The organism is Halococcus morrhuae DSM 1307, assembly GCF_000336695.1.
Classification (GTDB): Archaea; Halobacteriota; Halobacteria; order Halobacteriales; family Halococcaceae; genus Halococcus; species Halococcus morrhuae.
The window spans coordinates 13273-28726 of the sequence record NZ_AOMC01000109.1; the positions used below are offsets into that span (position 1 = coordinate 13273).

A 15454-nucleotide genomic window follows, 5' to 3' on the forward strand; every position below is an offset into this window, starting at 1 on the left:
GAGAGAGCGGACAGGGAATCCGCTCGTCGATGCTGTGGCGATCGACGTGATCGGTTCGATCGTGGGTCGTGTATCGGTACACGGTCGTGCGAGTGCCGGCGTTTGACCGGCGACTCGGTGGATATCGGCATATGCGTGCGTGGTCGATAGAAAATACGGCTACCGAGGAGGCAGCGAAACGAGCCCGAGTGCTGCGGCTATCGGGCCCGTCCCGAGGCGGAGAGCGGGAGAGGATTGAACACCGGACGAACCGCGAACCGGTCGGTCATAGAACGTACATGAGGAGGTATGCAAGAATTCGATAAAAACGCACCGCTTTCGAACGAATGAAACAAGCAAGGAACACTCGAACGAGACAGGAGTAGTCCCACCAGGATTCGAACCTGGGTCGAAGCCCCCAGAAGGCTTCAGGATTGGCCACTACCCCATGGGACTGTGCTCCTACCTATCTCGCCGACCCACCTAAGCGTTGCGCGTTCGATCGACGACCGCCAGTTACTTGCTGCCGAGAGGAGGAGGGTCGCCATGTACGTCGGACGATTCCTCGTCATCGGCCCCGAGACCGGCGCGTACCGCGTCTCCTCGCGATCGTTCCCGAACCGGAAGATCATCGAGCGCGACGACCGCCTCACCGTGGTGCCGACCGACGCGGCCGACGAGACGGATAACCCCTACGTCTCCTACAACTGCGTACGACCGGTCGACGATCGGGTCGTCGTCGGCAACGGTTCGCACACCGATCCGATCGCCGAGAAACTCGCGCTCGGCTATCCCGCCCGCGACGCGATCGCGCTCTCCCTGTTGGCACTCGATTTCGAGAAGGACGACTACGACACCCCGCGCATCGCCGGCGTCGTCGGCCCGGAAAGTTTCGTCGGGACGGTCCGACGCGACGGGCTCGTCGTGGAGCAAGTGACGGAGCCGACGCTGGTGGCGACCTACGAGAAGGACGATCCGGAAGCGACGGATATCGCGGTCGAGAGCGCCGCCGGGGCCGCGAGCACGGTCTACGACGCCGATTTCGAGCACGCGGTCTGTGCGGCCGGCGTCGCGCGGACGGACGAGGGGTTCGAGACGGCCATCGAGAACGGCGATTGAAGGCGGGCGGGGTCGTAACCGGGGCATGATCGTCGGTGTCATCGCGGATATTCACGGAAACCGGGTCGCACTCGACGCCGTTCTCGACGACATGCCGCCGGTTGACGCGCTGGTCTGTGCCGGCGACGTGGTCGGCTACAACCCGTGGCCCGGCGCGTGCGTCGACGCACTCCGCGAGCGCGGGGTGCCGACCGTGATGGGCAACCACGACCGCGCGGTGGCGACCGGAACGAGTTTCTCGTTCAACAGCATGGCCGGGGCCGGCGTCGCGTACGCCCGCGAGCAGCTCAACGACGAGCAGCTGGCGTGGCTCGCCGGGCTCCCCGACGAGCGCACGGAGTTCGACGGACGAGTGAAGATCGTCCACGGCCATCCCGAGGATCCGGACCGCTACACCTATCCCGACATGTTCGCCGCGGACATGCTCGGCGACGAGGACGTGCTCGTGCTCGGCCACACACACGTCCAGCATCACGAATCCTACGACGGCGGGATCGTCCTGAACCCGGGCGGCGTCGGCCAGCCGCGCGACGGCGACCCGCGGGCGGCCTACGCAACCCTGGATCTCGATGGGATGAGCGTCGACGAGCATCGCGTCGAGTACGACATCGAGTGCGTCGAACGCGCGGTGAGTGAGGCGGGACTGCCGGAACAGATCGGGAGTCGGCTGCGGAAGGGTCGCTAAAAGGTGTCCTGAACGATCGACAGCGCGCGCTCGCGGTCGTCCCAGTCGACGAACACCGCCACCGAGGTCGCGCTCGTGATGACGTCGTGGGCGGTGACGTGCTCGTCGGCGAGCGTCTCGATCATCCCCTGAACGACGCCCGATTGAGTCGGAAGCTCGCCGCCCGAGACCCGGATCGCGGCGAAATCGTCGTCGACGGTCACGCTCGACAGGGCGTCCTCGTCGATGACGCGCTCGTGGAGCACCGTCTCGGCCTCCGTCGCGTCCTCGGTGTAGAGATAGAACGTGATCGAGTCGAGACCGCTCGCCGCCGCGTCGATGTTGATCCCGACGTCGCCGAGCGCGCCCGAGAGCGCCGCGAGAATGCCCGGCCGATTTCTGATCGCCCGCCCGGCGACCGTGAGACAGGACAGTGGCGTCTCCTGGAGGTCGATGAGCGTCTCGAAGGTGCCCTCGATGCTGGTCCCACCCTGGAGCAGGTCGCCGTGCTGGTAGTGGACGACTCGGACCCCGAGTTCCGGTTCCTTGTAGTTGAGTGCGCTCGGCGCGATGACCTCCGCCCCGCGGAAGGAGAGGTTGCGGAGCTCGTCGACGCTGATCTCGCCGACGTTTCTGGCCCCTTCGACGACCCGGGGATCGCCGGTCATCACACCCTCGACGTCGGTGACGATGACGACCTCCTCGGCGTCCATGTAGTTGCCGAGCATGACGGCGGTCGTATCGCTGCCACCGCGGCCGAGAGTGGTGACCGAGCCGGCGTGATCCTCGGCGAGAAAGCCCGTCAGGACCGGGACGACCTCGCCCATGCGATCGGCGAGCGCCTGTGCACGGCGGGTCGTCTCCTCGACGTCGACCTCGCCGTGGGAATCGGTGATGACCGGCCAGTGCTCGCCGCCGGGTTCGACGAACGCGGCGTCGACGCCGCGCGCCGAGAGGGCGGCCTTGACCATCCGGGCGGAGGTGCGCTCGCCCATGCTGACGATCTCGGCCTTGTCGCTCTCGGCGACGTCGAACTGGATCCCGTCGAGGAGGCTGTCGGTCGTCGAGCCCATCGCGCTGACGACGACGGCGATCTCGTGGCCGGCCTCGACGGCAGCCGCGATCGAGTCGGCGGCGCGGTTGATCCGATCGCCGCTGCCGAGACTCGTCCCGCCGAACTTCGCTACGACGCGCATCCCTGCCTCCATCGGCGATACCGCCGCGTGAGAGTGACGTGCATGGGTAGCGCTGGTATCGCCCGGGGATAACTGCTTTCATCCATTCCATCGTGACGTTTCGGGCGCGATCGGCCGGTCGAGGGTTTAACTGCCTGCATCCCGACGGCGAGGCATGGAGGTGCGCGATGCCGTCGAAGCCGACGCCGGACGGCTGGCCGCGCTCGGCGACGCGCCGGCGGAGACGATGCGAAATCTGGTTCACGACAGAACCGTGCGCGTGGCGGCAGAAGACGACGATCTCGTCGGGTTCGTGAGTTTCGATGCCCGCCGCGACGCGGTCCACGTCACCCAGTTCGACGGCCAGCCGGAAGCCGTCGAGCGCCTGCTCGACGAACCGGCACGGTTCGCGCGGAGCGAGGGGATGGCCGCCGAACTGCTCGTCGAGGCGTCGCGAGAGGAACTCAGGCGCGCCGCGACGGACGCCGGCTTCCGGGAGGTCGGCCCGGGGCCGCGCTTCGACGGCGCACCGACGGTGAAGTTTCGACTCGAAACGTAGGGGTTGCGTAAACGAGTGCCACGCTCTGCGAAGCGAGGACAGTTGGGTCGAGCCGTTTCCGTCCGGTGGATTTTTTCGTCGTGCTGAAAGGACGGAGAGACGCTGGACCGTTTCGGATGGAACAATATTTCGACGGACGATGGAGCGTGGTGCCGACCGAGAAAGGCGAGGGGAGGGATACCGGAAACAGGAGACGAAGTCGAGTCAATGGTAGCACGATCAGCACAGCTATACCGATCCGTACCGTACGCACGACAGGCATGCCCATCGATATCGCTGCGTTCGAGCACGACGACCGTCTCGGCGAACCGTCGATCGGCGAGCGGGTCATCACCTATCTCGCTGCGAACGACGACAAAGCGTTCACGCGCGGCGAGATCGCGGCCGCCATCGATGCCGCACCGAACGCCGTCGGCAGCGCGCTCACGCGGTTGAAGAATCGGGATCTCGTGCGCCATCGCGAGCGGTACTGGGCCATCACCGACGATCAAGAGCGGCTCCGGGCCGCTGAGGGGCTGCACGATCTGCTGGAAACGCTCGCCGTCGACGACGAGGAGCCGTTCGACCGGGAGGCATGGCTGGCGAACGCGACGCCGGTTGGGAATCAATCGGGCGAGAGTCGATCGGACGGGGAGTGAGATGGACGACGCAGCCGGAATCGGTCGCGGTCACGTTCTCTGGGCGGCCGACCCGTTCAAGCGCGCAGCCGATACGGAGCGCCCATTCGTCGTTTTGAACGACGAAACGCACCCGTTTTCCGGCGAGCAATGGATCGCCACCGCCGTTTCGACCACACCGCGGCCACACGCGCTCGAAATCACCGAGCAAAACTGGACACACGGCACCCTTCCACAGCGGAATCATGCGTACCCGTGGGCCATCGTCTCACCACGAATCGAAACGATCGAGTACGTCATCGGAAGCGTGACGAATCGGTTCGTGGACGAGCTCGTCACCGAGGTGGGTAGCTACATCGGACTGGATGAATGAGTCGGCCGTAAGACGGAAACGCCCGCTCAGTAGAACTTCTGGATCGTCAGATCGAGCGTGTCGAGATCGACGATCGGTGCGTAGCCCACGTCGGGATCGATGTTGACGCTCTGCTGGAAGCTCGTCTGTTCCTGCCAGCAGCCCGAGTTGAGCGCGAGCACGTTGTGGTACTTGCCGTAGCCGAGTTTGTGGACGTGGCCGGTGTGGAAGATATCGGGTACCTCCTCCATCACGAGATAATCGCGTTCCTCGGGTGCGATGCGCGTGTGACCGCCGTACTGCGGGGCGACGTGACGCTTCTTGAGGAGCTGGTACATCGGTTTGTGCGGCTCGTCGTAGCTGGCCTTCTCCTCCGGGAGTTCGGCGATGACCTCGTCGAGGCTCACGCCGTGGTACATCAGGATCGAGACGCCCTCGATCGTCACCGTCGAGGGGTTGCCCGAGATGCGCGCGTCGTGGACGTCCATGATCTCCCTGAGGTCGTCGTCGAACCCGGGCTGGGGCTCGGCGAGGCGGACGGCGTCGTGGTTGCCCGGGATCAGGAGGATCTCCATGTCGCCGGGCACCTCCTTGAGATACTCCGCAAACTGCTCGTACTGCTCGTAGATGTCGACGATGTCGAGCTCCTCGTCCTGGTTCGGATAGACGCCCACACCCTCGACCATGTCGCCCGCGACGAGGAGATACTCGACGGCACTCGCCTCCTCGGTGTGGAGCCAGTCGGCGAACGCCGACCACGCGTCGGCGGCGAACTCCTGGCTGCCGACGTGGACGTCCGAGATGAGCGCCGCGCGGACGTGGCGGTCGGCCGTCGAGGGCGTGTACGTGCGCGGAACGTCAGGGAAGTGGAGATCGTCGACGAACAGGATGCCACCGTCGCCCGCAAGCGTGCCCTCGACCGCAATGACCTCGTCGAGCAGGAGTTCGTCGACGACGCTCGCGAGATCGCGATCCTTCATGATGAGACACGGGAAGGTGCCGGTGGTGTCCTCGAGTTCGACCAGCCAGTGGCCGTTGGCCGTCGAGCGGATGTCGGAGATCATCCCGACGATGGCGGCGTCGCTGCCGCCGGCCATCGCCTCGACGGCCTCGGTGGGACGGTGGTTGATCCGCGAGCGAAGCAGTTTCGAGAGCCGTTCGTAGCGATCGCGGAAGGTCCGCACGAAGTCGGCGTACTCGCCCGTCCCGGTCGACCGCCCCGTGATGTCGCCCGCGATGGCCAGCGATCGGAGCTCGGGATCGACCGAGCGCTCCGACCGGCCGGTGGCTCCCCCATCGGCATCCCCCGACCCCTTCGTTTCGACTGGAGCAGTGGGTTCGGTTTCGGATTGCATGTCGTGGTTTCCACCCGAAACAGAGGGGTTGTGAGTCGCTGTCGTGGCGTCGTTCGTGTCGATGCTCCGTCGGACGTGCTCGGCCGAGAGCGTGAGCGCGTCGTCGGGGACCGACTCGATGACGCGCTCGATGGCGCGCTCGGGATCGTTCGCCCCGGCGATGAGCGTGACGGCCTCGCGCTCGGCGTTGTAGCCGCGGCTGGCGAGTTCGGTGACGATGCGGACGGAGCTCGAACGCGGCACGGAGACGGATTTCACGGCGGGAACCAAAAGGATAGCGGAGGTGGGAAGGAAACGTTGAAACGACCGCCGGCGGTATGGGTGTCAATGGATTCCGGAGACGGTGACGAGGGGTGGCCCGGACGCTGGGACGACCGGGAACCCGACTCCGGAACGGACGAAACGACCGACAGCAGCGCGAACCCTGGAGACGAAACCGGGGCCCGTGACGATGGGAGCGTTTCCGGTGGAGACGATCCAAATACGGGTGATTCGGCCGGAGGGGGACCGCTTGCGCGCGTGCGCTGGTTCATGAACACCGACGAGGAGTGGGTTGCGTTCGTCCGCGAGGTGCTTTCGAGCGTCGCGGTCGTGGCGATCGTCGGCCTCCTCCTGTTCGCGATCAGCGGGCTCTGGCCACCGATGGTCGCCATCGAGAGTCCGAGCATGGAGCCCCACATGGAGCGTGGCGATCTCGTCTTCCTGATGGAGGAGCATCGCTTCCCCGGCGGGGCGGCCTACAACGGGACCGGTGTCGTGCCCTATCAGGCGGGCGCTGCCGCCGACTACAAGGAGTTCAGCGAGTACGGTGACGTCATCGTCTACCAGCCCGACGGCAGTACGCAGAAGACGCCGATCATCCACCGCGCGCGCTTCTGGGTGAACGACAGCGAGAACTGGTTCGACGAGGCCAACGAGGAGTATCTCGGCGGGGCCGACAGCTGCGAGGAGCTGGCGAACTGTCCGGCTCCCCACGCCGGGTTCGTCACCAAGGGCGACAACAACGGGCTCTACGATCAGGTAGACACCGGCGACGGACCGATCAGCAGCCCCGTCAAATCCGACTGGGTCACCGGGACCGCCGAGCTCAGGATCCCGTGGCTCGGTCAGATCCGGCTGCTGTTCGGGACGGTCGGGACCGGTGATCTCGCTTCACCTGCGGGTTCCGTCTCGGCCGCGAATGCCGCTGCACCCGAGAGTTCCGCCGGAGCCACCAGTTGGCAGGTGAATTCCACCGCCGTCGGAGTCGGAACTGGTATTGGAGTTGAAAACAGTACGCTCGGTGGCTGAAAAGACGAATTAGCTGTCGAAGCGTGCCTGGACGAACGGTTGGACGTCCTCGATATCGCCGAGTCGAGAGTCGCTCGTGAGGACGGCTTCGGTGTCGTCGATCGGGACGGAGAGGTTCATCTCCTTGGTGCGACCGTATCTTCCCTTCGAGACGACGACCGCGTTGACGATGCCGAGCATGTCGAGTTCGGAGATGAGATCGGTGACGCGGCGCTGGGTCAGCACGTCGGCGTCGATCTCCTCGCAGAGCCGGCGGTAGATGTTGTAGACCTCGCCGGTGTTGATGTTCTGTGCGCCGTTGCGTTCGAGCAGGATCACGGCGAAGAGGACGACCTTCGACTGGGTGGGGAGAGTGCGGACGACCTCCACGACCCTGTCGAGCTCGATCTTCTCCTGGGCATCGCGGACGTGGTCCTCGCCGACGCGCTCGGTCTGGCCGCGCTCGGCGAGTTCGCCGGCAGTGCGGAGGAGATCGAGCGCGCGCCGAGCATCGCCGTGTTCCTGAGCGGCGAACGCAGCACAGAGCGGGATGACGTCCTCCGAGAGAGCGTTCTCGACGAAGGCGATGTCCGCACGCGCCGAGAGGATGTCCCGGAGCTGGGTCGCGTCGTACGGCGGGAAGACGATCTCCTCCTCGCCGAGGGAGGATTTGACCCGCGGATCGAGGAACTCGGTGAACTTGAGATCGTTCGAGATGCCGAGAATCGAGACCCGCGAGTTCTCCAGTTCGGAGTTCATCCGAGAGAGGTTGTAGAGCGTGTCGTCGCCGCTCTTCTCGACGAGCTTGTCGATCTCGTCGAGCATGATGACGACGACGCGCTCGTGGTAATCGACCGCCTCGAAGAAGGTGGAGTAGACGCGATCGGTCGGCCAACCGGTCATCGGCACGGGTTCGAACTCGTCGAGATCGGCTTCGAGCTGCTCGATCCGGCGTTCGATCCCGTCGACGGAGTCGAACTCGACGGCAGGGGAGTCGGTGGCGTCGGGTTCGGCATCGTCAGGATCGACGACGTCGGGATCGTCGAGCACCCCTGGATCGGAGCGGGCGCGCTCGGCGAGATCGCGGAGGTCGGCGAGTCGCTCCTCGATGTGTCGTTCGTTGGCGTCGATGAACGTGTTCGCGAGCTGGGCGAGCACGCGATACTGAGTATCCGTCACCTCGCAGTTGATGTATTCGACCTCGCAGGGGACGGTATACTTCTGTGAGGTGGTTTCGAGTTCGTTGCTGACGAACTTCGCGCTCGCGGTCTTGCCCGTGCCGGTTTTCCCATAGATCAGGATGTTCGATGGGGTTTCGCCGCGGAGCGCGCCGACGAGCACCGTCGCCATGTTGTTGATCTGTTCGTTGCGATGGGGGAGCCGTTCGGGCGTGTACGAGGGTCTGAGGACATCCTTGTTCTCGAAGATCGGTTCGCCGCTGAGGAGGTCGTCGAACAGCCCCGGTGCGGCGTCGGTTCGCGATTCGTCCGCGTCCGCGGGTGCGTCGGTATCGGTAGTGTCGGTAGCGTCTGTCTCGTCTGTCGCGTCGTCACTGTTCGGTACATCGCCATCACCGTCGGTATCGGTCGAGACGGTTGCCCGGCCGGTGGTCGGCTCCGTCGAGACACCGTCGTCAGTATCGACGGCGTCATCGGTACCGACGGTGTCGTCGGCATCGACGTCATCGTCAGCACTGATGCGATCATCAGCACTCGTGATATCGTCGGAATCAGCGCTATCTGGCGGTGCCGACGAATCGTCGGCGGTTCGGTCGTCGGATGGTCGGTCGTTTCCTGTCATTGCCGTTCGGTTCCCGTGTTCTGACCCCTTCCTTTCGGATGGAGGAGTGCCCGCACACCAGCAAAGGATGGCGTATATCCCGGAGAGAAGGCAGCTACGTCGATATAGGACGATGGTGTGCGTTGGTCTGCTCTGTTAATCGTGCAGCGGAACCAGAGGTTGGGTATATATTAATTTGTTGATTCGGGCGGCAGCGGGGCGGAAACGAACAACGGTTGCAATTCGATCAGACGAAACGGATCGTCGAGGACAGTGATGATAATAGTCATACCAGTTCACCACCCCCCCCCACCCCTTCGTTTCAGGTGGAACGGCTGAGAGGGGGGGGTGGGGGACGAGAGGAGCGTCTAGATTGGGAAACTATTAAGTAAAGATGCTGAGAACAGCACCCGAGGGGTAGAGAAAACACTCTAGAGACGACACCCTTTTACTCCTCTAGTGATCTCGGCGACCGTTCGGCCGTTCATGACATATCCTAGATGGTTCATCGTCCCATCGTGGCTTCTTTCGCTGCTTCATCCCACGAAACCCACCTCGCCACACACCGCCCCATCTCCGTTCCACTCGAAACGAAGGGGTGGGGGTGCGAAAGAATGTGCTAGTATACCATACTTCGAACGTAGAGGAAGACACGGCGAACGATTGATCGACGATCGGTACGGCGAGGACAACCGTCGATCGGACTGTGGCGAGCTCGGGACAGGACGGACGTTCGGTCGAATCAACAAGCCTGATACGTGTCTGACGTGGGTTTAAGTGTATGCGATATCGTTGTACGCCCGGATTCGCCCGGCGGGCGGGTGGGAGAGAATAATGGGACTACTCGCAGGACTCAGAAACAGCATCTCGAACCTCTTTTCGAGCGGGCAGAAACAGCGGCGTATCGGTATCTACGGGCCGCCGAACGCCGGTAAGACGACGCTCGCGAACCGCATCGCACGCGATTGGACCGGCGACGCCGTGGGGCCGGAGAGTCACATCCCCCACGAGACGCGCCGCGCTCGCCGGAAGGAGGACATCGAGATCGAGCGCAACGGCAAGTCGGTGAACATCGATATCGTCGACACGCCCGGCGTCGCAACCAAAGTCGACTACGAGGAGTTCATCGAACACGACATGGAGAAGGACGACGCCGTGCGCCGCTCGCGCGAGGCCACCGAGGGCGTCGCCGAGGCGATGCACTGGCTGCGCGAGGACGTCGACGGCGTCATCTACGTGCTCGACTCCGCCGAGGACCCTTTCACCCAAGTAAATACGATGCTTGTCGGCATCATCGAGAGCCAGGATCTCCCCGTCCTCATCTTCGCCAACAAGATCGATCTCGAGGACGCGAGCATCCAGCGCATCACGAACGCCTTCCCCCAGCACGAGACGGTCCCGCTGTCGGCGCTGGAGGGCGAGAACATGGACGAGGTCTACGAGAAAATCGCGGAGTATTTCGGCTGATGTCCGAAGCAGACGACTCCAGCGCCGGCGACGCCGACGGCAGCGGCGTCCAGTTGGACATGATCAGCGGCGAGCGAATGGACCAGCTCGCGAGCATGGAGAAGATCCGTCTGATCCTCGACAGCGTCCACGACGGCAACATCGTCATCCTGGAGGAGGGGCTCGATCCCGAGGAGGAGTCGAAGCTCATCGAGGTGACGATGACCGAGATCAGCCCCGACGAGTTCACCGGCATCGAGATCGAGACCTATCCCGGCTCGTCGAAGTCGAGCGGTGGGTTCTTCGATCGGCTGATGGGCCGCGAGACAGAGACGAAACTCACCGTCATCGGGCCGGCCAACCGCCTCGAAACGCTCCACAAGGACGAGACGCTCATCTCGGCACTCGTCACCCGCACGTGACCGCATCGACCGTCGTTTCCCCTGCAACGCCGCCGACGCCCTCTTTGCACTCGGCGGCCACGTCCCGCTAATGCCCCATCAGTGTACGGAGTGTGGCCACACGTTCCCCGACGGCTCGAAGGAGATGCTGTCGGGCTGTCCGGACTGTGGCGGCAACAAGTTCAAATTCGAACCGGCGGCCGACGCGCGCGAGGCGAGCGCCGCCCAGTCGGCGGACGAAAGCACCGACGCAGCAGCCACGGAACACGCTCCCGACGATCCAGCAGCCGCACAGCCACCGCCGGCCGCCGATGGGCCGGCCGACGCATCGTCCGACGGATCGCCACCCGACGGCTCCGACACCCCCGCTGCAGTCGAAACCGAGGACGGCGCACAGGCGGACGCCCGCAGCGACGTGGCGTCGCCGGACGACCTCGCCGCGGGTGCGGCCCCCGGAACCGACGACATAGCTGCCAGCGACGATTCCGCCACCCTCTCCGCAGGCGAAACGGACCCTTCCGCCGACCCCACCGATCCCGCCGACGACAGCGATGCCAGCGACACCGACGGTGCGGATGACGCGGAGATGGCGGCACTCCGCCGGGAGCTCGACGATCAGTTCGAGAGCATCAAGATCCTCGAACCCGGCCAGTACGAGCTCAATCTGATGGAGCTGTACAACCGCGAGGAGTTCATCATCGCCCTCCAGGAGGACGGCCAGTACGTGATCGACGTGCCCGGTTCCTGGCACGGCGAGTGACCACGAGGAAATCGGCGACCGAGCCGTCCGGCGGGCCACGACAATTGAAGCACTTAACAGGGGGCCGCGAGAAGCAACTCCCCATGAGTCAGGCAACCAAAATCGTGCTGGGAACGGTCGGGCTCTCCGCGCTGCTCGCCGTGGGGATCATCGTCGCGCTCGCGCTCACGTAGATGTTCGACCGCCGAGCCCTCTCAGACGATCTCGCGGCGGTCCGCGACGAGCACGCCCCCGATGCACTCGTTCTCGACACCGAACGGGACTTCGAGACGCTCGATCCGGCGGTCGCCGAGTCGCTTGGCCCGCTCTGTGAGTCGCTCGATCCAGTCACCTACCCCGCCGAGTGGCTGCCGGCCGACGCGCCCGAGATCCTCGCGAACTACGCAAGTGACTCGTTCACGATCGGTATGCCCGGCGACGGCGGTGTCGCGTGGACCACCCAGACCGTGCCGGCCACAGTACTGGTCAAACCACGTCTGGCGGGCTCGCCCGAGCCGTTCATCGAGTTCCTGATCGCCGAAGCACTCGTCGAGATCGGGCTCGACGAGCCCGAACAGTTCCTCGGCTTCTTCGGCGAGCGCTACCGCGATCTCGACGAAGCAACCTCGCTCGCCCCGGCGGGCACCTATCAGCTCGCCGCCGCACTCTACGGCGCCTACCTCGGTCGTGCGACCCGCGATGTCTTCGCCGATTGGGACGACGAGCACCCCGATCTCCACGCCGCGTGGGTCGATGCGGGCGAGCGCCTCGTGCCCCGACTCACGGAACTGCCGAGCGAGATCGCCACCGGCGAGACCTCCTTCGCGGCGGCCGCCGAACTCGCCTGTAGCGCCGTCAAACACGACCTCGACATCCCAACTCCCTTCGGCGCGCTCGACACCCGTGCCTACCGCGAGTACGGTCCCGACTACGCTATCGAGTGGGCCGAAAAGACCTTCGCCGAACTCGATTAGAACTCGCCGCGCACCTCGCCGTCGACGTCGAGCGAGATGATGCCATCGAACAGCTCTCGGTACTCCTCGACGACCGATTCCTCGTGGACTTCCTCGGCGAGATGGAACAGGCCGACGGCGTCGTGTTCGGCGAGCAGTTCGAGCAGTGCTGCGACGGTCTCGCGGGCGCGTTCCTCGTCGGCGTAGTAGGCCATCTCCGTGACCGAATCGAGGCTCACGCGGAGCTTGCCGTCGTTCTCCTCCAGAAACTCCGCGACGGTATCGACGATGCCGTCGACGTCGTCCGGTGCGGCGACGTAGTGGACGCCCTCGCCGGAGCGTCGCGAGTAGCCGCGTTCGATGCTCAGCGTGTCGAGGATCGTCGCCTTCTCGCGATCGACGTCGTAGTGTTCGAGCTTCTGTTCGACCTCGCGGGCGGTCGTCCGCGTCGAGATCACGAGCAGGTTGTCGGTGTCGGTGTTGAGGAAGTCGGTGTCGATCCGATCGGTTTCGCCGGTGCTCGGATGTATCAAGAGGACGCCGGTTCCGCCAGAAATCGTCTCGGGGGTATCCTCGACCGCGAGCGCATAATCCATGCCCGAAGCGCGGCGGCAGGCATCTTAATCCCTGCGACACGCCAGACGGCCGGACTGTCAGAAGACGCTGTCGGCGGTGGCCGCGCCGACGACGCTGAACATCGCCCCGATCGACACCGCCCGCAGCGTCGTCACGAACCGTTCCATCGGTGCCATCGATCCGAGAAACGTCTCCGGCGCGTCGAACACCACCGCGAGAATCACCACCGAACCGAAGGAGACGGCCATCAGCGAAACGAACCGTACCGGCACCCCGGCGACGGCGCGCTCGTCGTCGGGGTTGCGCTCGTCGTCGGCCTTGTAGAGTGCGCCGTAGCCGATGGCGAGGACGACGGCGACGGTCAGCACGGCGTTGAGCGTCTCCATGTTCGTCGCGAGCGTCCAGACCTCCTCGGTGACGACGAACGGCCCGGCGAGCAGGAAGCCGCCGACGACCTGCTGGGCGATGTCAGCCACCTGGAAGTGGGGTCTCCATCTCGTCATGTCGACCGCTCGCCGCCGGCGAACAAGACGCCTGCGCTCGGGCGGGGTTGGCCCGGTGGCCCGAACGGGTTTTCACCTCGGCACCGCTTCCCCCGATATGACCGTCAGAGAGGAGTTCGACGCGTGGGCTACTGAAGGACGCGACCGTGGGATGGAGGATCGCCACTGGCATACTGCCAAACACGCCCTCGCGCGCATGCCCGTCGAGGCGGGCGATCGCGTGCTCGATCTCGGCACCGGCAGCGGCTACGCCGGCCGCGCGATCAACGACACGACCGGCGCGCTCGTCTGTGGGCTCGACGGCTCGCCCGAGATGGCCCAAAATGCGCGCTCGTACACCGATTCGGACAGCATCGGATTTCTCGTCGGCGATTTCGATCACCTCCCGTTCGCCGACGACGCTTTCGATCACGCCTTCTCGATGGAGGCGTTCTACTACGCCACCGATCCGCACGAGGCACTCGCCGAGCTCCGGCGCACGCTCCGCCCGGGCGGCACGTTCTACTGCGCTGTCAACTACTACGAGGAGAACGTCCACAGCCACGACTGGCAGGACTCCATCTCCGTCGAGATGACTCGCTGGGACATGGACGAGTACCGCGACGCGTTCCGCGCGGCGGGCTTTCACGTCGCCGCCCAGGACACCATCCCCGACCGCGAGACCGAGATCCCGGCCGAAAGCGAGTTCCCGACCGACGAGTTCGCGACCCGCGAGGCGATGGTCGAACGCTATCGCACCTTCGGGACGCTGCTGACCGTCGGCGTCGTCCCCTGAGTCGTTCCCGACATCGCTGGATCGATCCCTTCCCTTCCCTCCCCCTCCCTCCTGCCGATACCAGCAACGGTGTCCTCCTTTCTCGTCTCCAGTCGAAGCAACGCCGCCCTCGCCCCCGTTCCGGCTCCGTGGAACCAGTCCAACCCGGATGAAAGGGGCAACAAACTCCGCAAAGTGCGCAGTAGTGGCGGAACCTGCCGAATGTATCGGTAATATATGCCCCCGCATCGTAGTCGCAAGCGGCCATGAGTGACTACGCGAACGACGTGCTCGTTTCGGCCGACTGGGTCGACGAGCATCTCGACGAGTTCCAGAGCGACGATCCCGACTATCGACTGCTCGAAGTGAACAATCCGACTGTGACCGCCGATTCGGAGTACACCGCCTACGAGGAGGGTCACGCCCCCGGCGCGGTCTTCCTCGACTGGGAGGAGGACTTCACCGACCGGACGACCCGCGACATCCTCTCGAAGGACAGCTTCGAGGAGACGATGGGCGCGGCGGGCGTCTCCGAGGACAGTACAGTCGTCTTCTACGGCGGCGGCCGCGTTCCCAACTGGTTCGCGCTGTTCGCCTACTGGCAGTTCAAATACTACGGTCACGAGGACGTCCGCGTGCTGAACGGCGGGAAGGACTACTGGGTCGCGAACGACTACCCGCTCACCGACGAGGAGCCCGATTTCCCGAGTCAGGACTACTCTGCACGCGGTCCGTTCGAGAGCATCCGCGCGTACCGTCAGGACGTCGAGCAGGCCGTCGAGGGTGGGCTGCCGATGGTCGACGTGCGCTCGCCCGAGGAATTCAGCGGCGAGATCATCGCGCCCGAGGGGCTCCAGGAGACCGCCCAGCGCGGCGGCCACATCCCGGGTGCGAGCAACGTCCCGACCGCCACGGTGCTCAACGACGACGGCACCTTCAAGACCGCCGACGAGCTCAGCGAGCTCTACGCCGATGCGGGCATCACCGAGGATCAGTCGGTCGTCACCTACTGCCGGGTCGGCGAGCGCTCCTCGATCGCGTGGTTCGCGCTCGTCGAACTCCTCGGCTTCGACGACGTACAGAACTACGACGGCTCCTGGACCGAGTGGGGCAACATCATCCGCTCGCCCATCGAGAAGGGCGAGGCGGAGTAAGCACCACGAATCCCGCCTCATAGCGGAGCAGCGAGCAGCCAAGAGCCGCAAAGCAGGGCG

General features: G+C 64.9%; 18 protein-coding genes and 1 tRNA gene. 13 read left to right on the plus strand and 6 right to left on the minus strand.

The window, feature by feature from the left end; genetic code table 11:
* Window positions 1-362 precede the first annotated feature (362 nt).
* Window positions 363-435 (minus strand) — tRNA-Gln (locus C448_RS08465).
* Between the two features lie 90 nt (window positions 436-525).
* Between C448_RS08465 and C448_RS08470 the strand changes: the two genes are divergently transcribed.
* Together C448_RS08470 and C448_RS08475 are read left to right on the plus strand one after the other, a co-directional pair.
* Entirely contained in the window at window positions 526-1098 is a 573-nt protein-coding gene (locus tag C448_RS08470; RefSeq protein ID WP_004053883.1) for an IMP cyclohydrolase, read from the plus strand.
* A gap of 25 nt (window positions 1099-1123) precedes the next feature.
* Window positions 1124-1783: a metallophosphoesterase family protein gene (locus C448_RS08475; RefSeq protein ID WP_004053884.1), complete on the plus strand. Its 660-nt coding sequence runs from the start codon at window positions 1124-1126 to the stop codon at window positions 1781-1783.
* Here C448_RS08475 and C448_RS08480 read toward each other — a convergent pair.
* Window positions 1780-2958, minus strand: coding sequence for an aspartate kinase (locus C448_RS08480; protein WP_004053885.1), 1179 nt, complete (start codon window positions 2956-2958; stop codon window positions 1780-1782). The genes C448_RS08475 and C448_RS08480 overlap by 4 nt on opposite strands.
* 154 nt (window positions 2959-3112) lie before the next feature.
* On the opposite strand from C448_RS08480, the gene C448_RS08485 reads away from it, so the two are divergent.
* The 3 genes from C448_RS08485 to C448_RS08495 all read left to right on the plus strand — a co-directional run bounded on the left by C448_RS08485 (window position 3113) and on the right by C448_RS08495 (window position 4486).
* Window positions 3113-3496 carry a hypothetical protein gene (locus C448_RS08485; RefSeq protein ID WP_004053886.1) on the plus strand — a complete coding sequence of 128 codons (384 nt, stop codon included), beginning with the start codon at window positions 3113-3115 and terminating at the stop codon, window positions 3494-3496.
* 260 nt (window positions 3497-3756) lie between these two features.
* Window positions 3757-4134: a hypothetical protein gene (locus C448_RS08490; RefSeq protein WP_004053888.1), complete on the plus strand. Its 378-nt coding sequence runs from the start codon at window positions 3757-3759 to the stop codon at window positions 4132-4134.
* A 1-nt stretch (window position 4135) separates the two neighbouring features.
* Entirely contained in the window at window positions 4136-4486 is a 351-nt protein-coding gene (locus C448_RS08495; protein WP_004053890.1) for a hypothetical protein, read from the plus strand.
* Window positions 4487-4512: 26 nt separating this feature from the next.
* Here C448_RS08495 and C448_RS08500 read toward each other — a convergent pair whose 3' ends face one another.
* Window positions 4513-6063: a DNA-directed DNA polymerase II small subunit gene (locus tag C448_RS08500; protein WP_004053892.1), complete on the minus strand. Its 1551-nt coding sequence runs from the start codon at window positions 6061-6063 to the stop codon at window positions 4513-4515.
* An 84-nt stretch (window positions 6064-6147) separates the two neighbouring features.
* Between C448_RS08500 and C448_RS08505 the strand changes: the two genes are divergently transcribed.
* Complete coding sequence (locus tag C448_RS08505; protein WP_004053894.1) at window positions 6148-7110, plus strand: S24/S26 family peptidase; 963 nt, start codon at window positions 6148-6150, stop codon at window positions 7108-7110.
* 9 nt (window positions 7111-7119) lie between these two features.
* Here the strand turns inward: C448_RS08505 and C448_RS08510 are convergent, their stop codons facing one another.
* Window positions 7120-8889 carry a Cdc6/Cdc18 family protein gene (locus C448_RS08510; protein ID WP_004053905.1) on the minus strand — a complete coding sequence of 590 codons (1770 nt, stop codon included), beginning with the start codon at window positions 8887-8889 and terminating at the stop codon, window positions 7120-7122.
* Window positions 8890-9702: 813 nt separating this feature from the next.
* On the opposite strand from C448_RS08510, the gene C448_RS08515 reads away from it, so the two are divergent.
* The 5 genes from C448_RS08515 to C448_RS08530 all read left to right on the plus strand — a co-directional run bounded on the left by C448_RS08515 (window position 9703) and on the right by C448_RS08530 (window position 12428).
* Window positions 9703-10335: an Era-like GTP-binding protein gene (locus C448_RS08515; RefSeq protein ID WP_004053908.1), complete on the plus strand. Its 633-nt coding sequence runs from the start codon at window positions 9703-9705 to the stop codon at window positions 10333-10335.
* Window positions 10335-10736, plus strand: a complete 402-nt coding sequence (locus C448_RS08520) for a DUF2073 domain-containing protein (RefSeq protein ID WP_004053909.1) — start codon at window positions 10335-10337, stop codon at window positions 10734-10736. Before C448_RS08515 ends, C448_RS08520 begins: the two co-directional genes overlap by 1 nt.
* 70 nt (window positions 10737-10806) lie before the next feature.
* The gene (locus C448_RS08525; protein WP_004053911.1) at window positions 10807-11475 is read left to right on the plus strand and encodes an OapC/ArvC family zinc-ribbon domain-containing protein; all 669 of its coding nucleotides are present in this window, start codon (window positions 10807-10809) and stop codon (window positions 11473-11475) included.
* Between the two features lie 83 nt (window positions 11476-11558).
* Entirely contained in the window at window positions 11559-11648 is a 90-nt protein-coding gene (locus tag C448_RS17225) for a hypothetical protein (protein ID WP_440707803.1), read from the plus strand.
* Entirely contained in the window at window positions 11649-12428 is a 780-nt protein-coding gene (locus C448_RS08530; RefSeq protein ID WP_004053913.1) for a DUF7089 family protein, read from the plus strand. It abuts the gene before it with no gap.
* On the opposite strand, the gene C448_RS08535 is transcribed toward C448_RS08530, so the two are convergent.
* Both C448_RS08535 and C448_RS08540 read right to left on the minus strand, forming a co-directional pair.
* Window positions 12425-13003, minus strand: a complete 579-nt coding sequence (locus tag C448_RS08535; protein WP_004053915.1) for a DUF7090 family protein — start codon at window positions 13001-13003, stop codon at window positions 12425-12427. The genes C448_RS08530 and C448_RS08535 overlap by 4 nt on opposite strands.
* A gap of 57 nt (window positions 13004-13060) precedes the next feature.
* Window positions 13061-13486: a DUF2391 family protein gene (locus tag C448_RS08540; protein WP_049916197.1), complete on the minus strand. Its 426-nt coding sequence runs from the start codon at window positions 13484-13486 to the stop codon at window positions 13061-13063.
* 97 nt (window positions 13487-13583) lie between these two features.
* On the opposite strand from C448_RS08540, the gene C448_RS08545 reads away from it, so the two are divergent.
* Both C448_RS08545 and C448_RS08550 read left to right on the plus strand, forming a co-directional pair.
* The gene (locus C448_RS08545) at window positions 13584-14261 is read left to right on the plus strand and encodes a class I SAM-dependent methyltransferase (RefSeq protein ID WP_004053919.1); all 678 of its coding nucleotides are present in this window, start codon (window positions 13584-13586) and stop codon (window positions 14259-14261) included.
* Window positions 14262-14506: 245 nt separating this feature from the next.
* The gene (locus C448_RS08550) at window positions 14507-15394 is read left to right on the plus strand and encodes a sulfurtransferase (RefSeq protein ID WP_004053921.1); all 888 of its coding nucleotides are present in this window, start codon (window positions 14507-14509) and stop codon (window positions 15392-15394) included.
* The last annotated feature ends 60 nt before the right edge of the window (window positions 15395-15454 follow it).

What these genes read in the sequence shown, in the direction of transcription:
- C448_RS08475 (WP_004053884.1), top strand. Translation starts at nt 1,124, where the DNA reads ATGATCGTCGGTGTCATCGCGGATATTCACGGAAACCGGGTCGCACTC.
- C448_RS08540 (WP_049916197.1), bottom strand. Translation starts at nt 13,486, where the DNA reads ATGACGAGATGGAGACCCCACTTCCAGGTGGCTGACATCGCCCAGCAG.
- C448_RS08510 (WP_004053905.1), bottom strand. Translation starts at nt 8,889, where the DNA reads ATGACAGGAAACGACCGACCATCCGACGACCGAACCGCCGACGATTCG.
- C448_RS08535 (WP_004053915.1), bottom strand. Translation starts at nt 13,003, where the DNA reads ATGGATTATGCGCTCGCGGTCGAGGATACCCCCGAGACGATTTCTGGC.
- C448_RS08485 (WP_004053886.1), top strand. Translation starts at nt 3,113, where the DNA reads ATGGAGGTGCGCGATGCCGTCGAAGCCGACGCCGGACGGCTGGCCGCG.
- C448_RS08495 (WP_004053890.1), top strand. Translation starts at nt 4,136, where the DNA reads ATGGACGACGCAGCCGGAATCGGTCGCGGTCACGTTCTCTGGGCGGCC.
- C448_RS08525 (WP_004053911.1), top strand. Translation starts at nt 10,807, where the DNA reads ATGCCCCATCAGTGTACGGAGTGTGGCCACACGTTCCCCGACGGCTCG.
- C448_RS08490 (WP_004053888.1), top strand. Translation starts at nt 3,757, where the DNA reads ATGCCCATCGATATCGCTGCGTTCGAGCACGACGACCGTCTCGGCGAA.
- C448_RS08505 (WP_004053894.1), top strand. Translation starts at nt 6,148, where the DNA reads ATGGATTCCGGAGACGGTGACGAGGGGTGGCCCGGACGCTGGGACGAC.
- C448_RS08550 (WP_004053921.1), top strand. Translation starts at nt 14,507, where the DNA reads ATGAGTGACTACGCGAACGACGTGCTCGTTTCGGCCGACTGGGTCGAC.
- C448_RS08545 (WP_004053919.1), top strand. Translation starts at nt 13,584, where the DNA reads ATGACCGTCAGAGAGGAGTTCGACGCGTGGGCTACTGAAGGACGCGAC.
- C448_RS08520 (WP_004053909.1), top strand. Translation starts at nt 10,335, where the DNA reads ATGTCCGAAGCAGACGACTCCAGCGCCGGCGACGCCGACGGCAGCGGC.
- C448_RS08480 (WP_004053885.1), bottom strand. Translation starts at nt 2,958, where the DNA reads ATGCGCGTCGTAGCGAAGTTCGGCGGGACGAGTCTCGGCAGCGGCGAT.
- C448_RS08470 (WP_004053883.1), top strand. Translation starts at nt 526, where the DNA reads ATGTACGTCGGACGATTCCTCGTCATCGGCCCCGAGACCGGCGCGTAC.
- C448_RS08530 (WP_004053913.1), top strand. Translation starts at nt 11,649, where the DNA reads ATGTTCGACCGCCGAGCCCTCTCAGACGATCTCGCGGCGGTCCGCGAC.
- C448_RS17225 (WP_440707803.1), top strand. Translation starts at nt 11,559, where the DNA reads ATGAGTCAGGCAACCAAAATCGTGCTGGGAACGGTCGGGCTCTCCGCG.
- C448_RS08515 (WP_004053908.1), top strand. Translation starts at nt 9,703, where the DNA reads ATGGGACTACTCGCAGGACTCAGAAACAGCATCTCGAACCTCTTTTCG.